At 72.4% G+C, this 2766-nt stretch carries 1 protein-coding gene; it reads right to left on the bottom strand.

The window, feature by feature from the left end; all coding sequences use genetic code 11:
• Positions 1-2766: non-ribosomal peptide synthetase (locus G4D86_RS49720; RefSeq protein WP_164002735.1), on the bottom strand; the 2766-nt coding region annotated here is incomplete at both ends.

Here is a 2766-nt window from a genome sequence, read left to right as displayed (position 1 = left end):
CCGTCTCGCTCCGGGTGCGGCCCGCCATGGCGCTGCCGACGCTCACGTCGTCCTGGCCCGAGTAGCGGGAGAGCAGGGCCTGGTAGCCGGCCAGGAGCGCCATGAAGGGCGTGACACCCTCGGCCTGGCAGAAGGCGGTCAGGGCCTTGGAGATGGGCAGGAGGACGGGAACGGCATCGCCGCGGAAGGACCGGACCGGCGGGCGCGGGAAGTCCGTGGGCAGCTCCAGGGCCGCGGGGGCTCCTTCCAGCTGCTTGCGCCACCAGCCCAGCTGCCGCTCCAGGACCTCACCCTTGAGCCACTGGCGCTGCCACACCGCGTAGTCCGCGTACTGCACCGGCAGCGGCGGAAGCGCCGCGGGCCGTCCGGAGGAGAAGGCTCCGTAGAGGGCGACCAGCTCACGCACCAACACGCCCAGGGACCAGCCGTCGGAGACGATGTGGTGCATCGTCACCAGCAGCACGTGCTCGTGTGCCTTGAGGCGCAGCAGCGAGGCCCGCAGCAGGGGGCCCGTGGAGAGGTGGAAGGGGCGCAGGGCCTCTGCGGTAGCCAGGCGGCGCGCTTCGGCCTCGCGCGCGTCTTCGGGCAGGTGGCGCAGGTCGACGACGTCCAGCGGCACGGCGGCGGGTGGGGCGATGACCTGGACGGGGGCCGACGAGTCTTCGCGGAAGGTGGTGCGCAGTGACTCGTGGCGGTGCACCAGCGCTTCGAAGGTGCGCCGCAGGGCCTCGGTGTCCAGCGCGCCGGAGATGCGCAGCGCGGCGGGGATGTTGTAGGCGGGGCTGTTGGGATCGAGCTGATCGACGAGCCACAATCGCTGCTGCGCGAAGGACAGCGGCAGTGCGCCGGTCCGCGAAACCGGCACCAGGGGCGCGGAGGCATGGGTGGGCGCCGCGGCGTCGAGGCGACGGGCGAAGGCCTCCAGGGTGGGGGCCTCGAAGACGGCGCGCAGGGACAGCTCCACGCCGAAGGCTCCCCGCACGCGGGAGATGAGCTGGGTGGCCAGCAGCGAGTGGCCGCCCGCTTCGAAGAAGTGGTCCTTCACGCCCACGCGGGGCAGGCGCAGCACCTCGGTCCAGAGGGCGGCGAGCTTCTCCTCGGTGGTCGTGCGTGGGGCGACGTACTCGGAAGCGGAGGACGCGGCGTCAGGGATGGGGAGGGCCTTGCGGTCCACCTTGCCGCTGGGCGTCAGCGGGAAGGCGGCCAGCACGACGAAGGCCGACGGCACCATGTACTCGGGCAGCTTCTCGTGCAGGCGCTCGCGCAGCGCACTGACTTCCACCGCCTCCGGGCCACCCCTTCCCACGACGTACGCGACCAGACGCTTGTCGCCGGCCCTGTCCTCGCGAGCCATCACCACCGCCTGCTGCACGGCGGGCTGCTGCTCCAGCGCGGACTCGATTTCACCCAGCTCGATGCGCAGGCCGCGCACCTTCACCTGGAAGTCGGCCCGGCCCAGGTATTCGATTTCGCCGTCCGCCAGCCAGCGCGCCACGTCGCCGGTGCGGTACAGCCGCGCGCCCGGCGTGTCGCTGAAGGCATCGGGGATGAAGCGCTCCGCCGTCAGCTCCGGGCGGCCCAGGTAGCCGCGCCCCACCTGCACGCCGCCGATGAACAACTCGCCCGGCACGCCGATGGGCACCGGGCGCAGGTGCGCGTCCAGGAGGCGAATCTGCGTGTTGGCGACGGGGCGGCCGATGGGCACCGAGCGGTGCGGCTCATCGCGCACGCACGGGTAATAGGTGACGTCGACGGCGGCCTCGGTGGGGCCGTAGAGGTTGTGCAGGCCGGCGGCGGGCAGCCGTTGCAGGCAGCGCTGCGCCAGCTCCAGTGGCAGGGCCTCACCGCTGCACACCACGCGCTTCAGCGTCGTGCACCCCTCCAGCCCCGGCTCCTCCAGGAACACCTGGAGCATGGAGGGCACGAAGTGCAGGGTGGTGACGCGCTCCTCGGCGATGAGCCGCGCGAGGTACGTGGGCTCCTGGTGTCCGCCGGGCCGTGCCACCACCAGTCGCGCTCCTGTCAGCAGCGGCCAGAAGAACTCCCAGACGGAGACGTCGAAGCTGAAGGGCGTCTTCTGCAGCACCGTGTCGGCTGGGGTGAGGCCGTACTCCTGCTGCATCCACAGCAGGCGGTTGACGACGCCGCGGTGCGAGTTCATCGCGCCCTTGGGCCGGCCGGTGCTGCCCGAGGTGAAGATGACGTAGGCCAGGGCCTCCGGGCTGGCGAGCGGCTCGGGGCGGGACTCCGGCTGGCGGGACACTTCCAGCCACTCCGAGTCCAGGCAGAGCAGCCGGGCCTCATGCGCGGGTAGGCGCGACAGCAGCCGCTCCTGCGCCAGCAGCACTGCGGGGCGCGCGTCTTCGAGCATCCACGCGAGGCGCTGGGCCGGGTAGTCCGGGTCGAAGGGGACGTAGGCACCACCGGCCTTCAGCGTGGCCAGCAGGGCCACCACCATCTCCAGCGAGCGCTCCAGGAAGAGGCCGACGCGCACCTCGGGGCCCACGCCCAGCGAGCGCAGGTGGTGCGCGAGCTGGTTGGCGCGCGCGTCGAGCTGCCGGTAGGTGAGGCTCTCGCCCTCGAAGCACAGCGCCACCGCGTCGGGCGTGCGCTCCACCTGGGCTTCGATGAGCGTGTGCAGGCACGCGTCCGCGGGGAAGTCGGCCCGGGCGCCGTTCCACTCGCGCAGGAGGCGGTGCTGCTCGGCGCCGTCCATGAGGGGCAGCTCGGCCAGGCGTGCTTCGGGCCGGTCCACCACGCCTTGCA

This window comes from Pyxidicoccus caerfyrddinensis (genome assembly GCF_010894405.1).
In the GTDB taxonomy this organism is placed as follows: Bacteria; Myxococcota; Myxococcia; order Myxococcales; family Myxococcaceae; genus Myxococcus; species Myxococcus caerfyrddinensis.
This window is presented reverse-complemented; position numbering and strand designations above follow the sequence as displayed.